General features: G+C 58.0%; 2 protein-coding genes. Both read left to right on the top strand.

All coding sequences use genetic code 11. The features are described 5' to 3' along the window. The first annotated feature begins 8 nt into the window (after nt 1-8). On the top strand, nt 9-608 hold the full coding sequence (locus tag EOA22_RS34275) for a substrate binding domain-containing protein (RefSeq protein WP_281040816.1): 600 nt from the start codon (nt 9-11) through the stop codon (nt 606-608). Between the two features lie 68 nt (nt 609-676). Then, nucleotides 677-811, top strand: coding sequence for a hypothetical protein (locus EOA22_RS39650; protein ID WP_281040815.1), 135 nt, complete (start codon nt 677-679; stop codon nt 809-811). Nucleotides 812-1212: the final 401 nt, after the last annotated feature.

Genomic DNA, 1212 nt, shown 5'->3' with positions numbered 1-1212 from the left:
GGGTATCGATCGATCCCTGGTTCGCGCGAATGGTGCTGGCGCCGAGGATCGGTGAATTCCTGGCACGTTACACCGCACTGTCGCTCGATCTGACCACCAGCAACTATCGCGAAGAGATGATGAGCGGCGCGGATGTCGCCGTGCGCTTCGGTCCGCCGGACGAATCCTCGCTAATCGCCCGCAAACTGCTGGACGTACCAGTCCTGACCTGTGCCGCCCCAAGTTATCTCGACCGGCACGGCATTCCAGCCACGCCCCACGACCTGATGCTCCACGATTGCATCCTGTTTCGCAACCCGCAGACCGGGCGGCCGTTCACCTGGGAATTCCGAGGGGAAAGCGGGGCCATCGAGATCAAGGCCTCGGGGCGCTTGGTCATGGACGATCCCTCCGCTGCCGTCGCGGCCGGTCTCGCGGGGCAAGGCATATTCCAGAGCCTTGCCATCGGCCTCGACGAGTGGCTTGAGAGCGGGGCGCTCACGACGATCCTGGCAGAATGGTCCGACGAGCAGTTTCCGCTTTACGCCTATCATCCGTCACGCCACATGCCGCCGGCAAAAGTGCGCGCTTTTCTAGATTTTGTTCAACGGATCGCGGCGAAGAGATGACCACGCCTTTCTCAGTCGAGTCCACCATCCGGACTATCTCAGCACTCACCAGTTTACTCGCTTGGTAGATGGGTGACTGCAATGGCTACCGACGGGAAGGCTACGGCACGAACCCGCTTCGGCGCACCAAGGCCGCAATGATCTACAAGATGACAGACAACCACGCCTACAACCCTTCGTACCACCGCGACCTGCGGGTTTGAGCTGAACGACTGCTTGGTTCGTATCTGTCACAAAGCAAACAGTCCGCAGACGGCCCCAATCGAGACGCTTCTTGCTCGTTGAAGAACGTCGTTAATGGTGCGACCGCGACTTTCCAATGAGGGACTGATACACCGTCACGATCCTTCTTCGCGAGATAGGGCGAGTGAGGCGTTCATCGGGCGAAATGCAGCGTGGTAGGGGGGACAAGAACATCGAAAAACATAGGAACAGATTTGAATGCTTTGCTGTCCCACTAGTTCCTAACTGCTTGATTTAGCTTCTTTTCCAAACATCCTCCGGGCCGGGTTAACCCGAATTCGCCGCAAAGGTGGGCCTATCTAGAGCTCGTTGTTAGTTATTCGTACACTGATCGTTTCCCGGAAGCAGTGCAGCGTAAGGG

This window comes from Mesorhizobium sp. M7A.F.Ca.US.014.04.1.1, assembly GCF_003998745.1.
GTDB lineage: Bacteria > Pseudomonadota > Alphaproteobacteria > Rhizobiales > Rhizobiaceae > Mesorhizobium > Mesorhizobium ciceri.
This window is presented reverse-complemented; position numbering and strand designations above follow the sequence as displayed.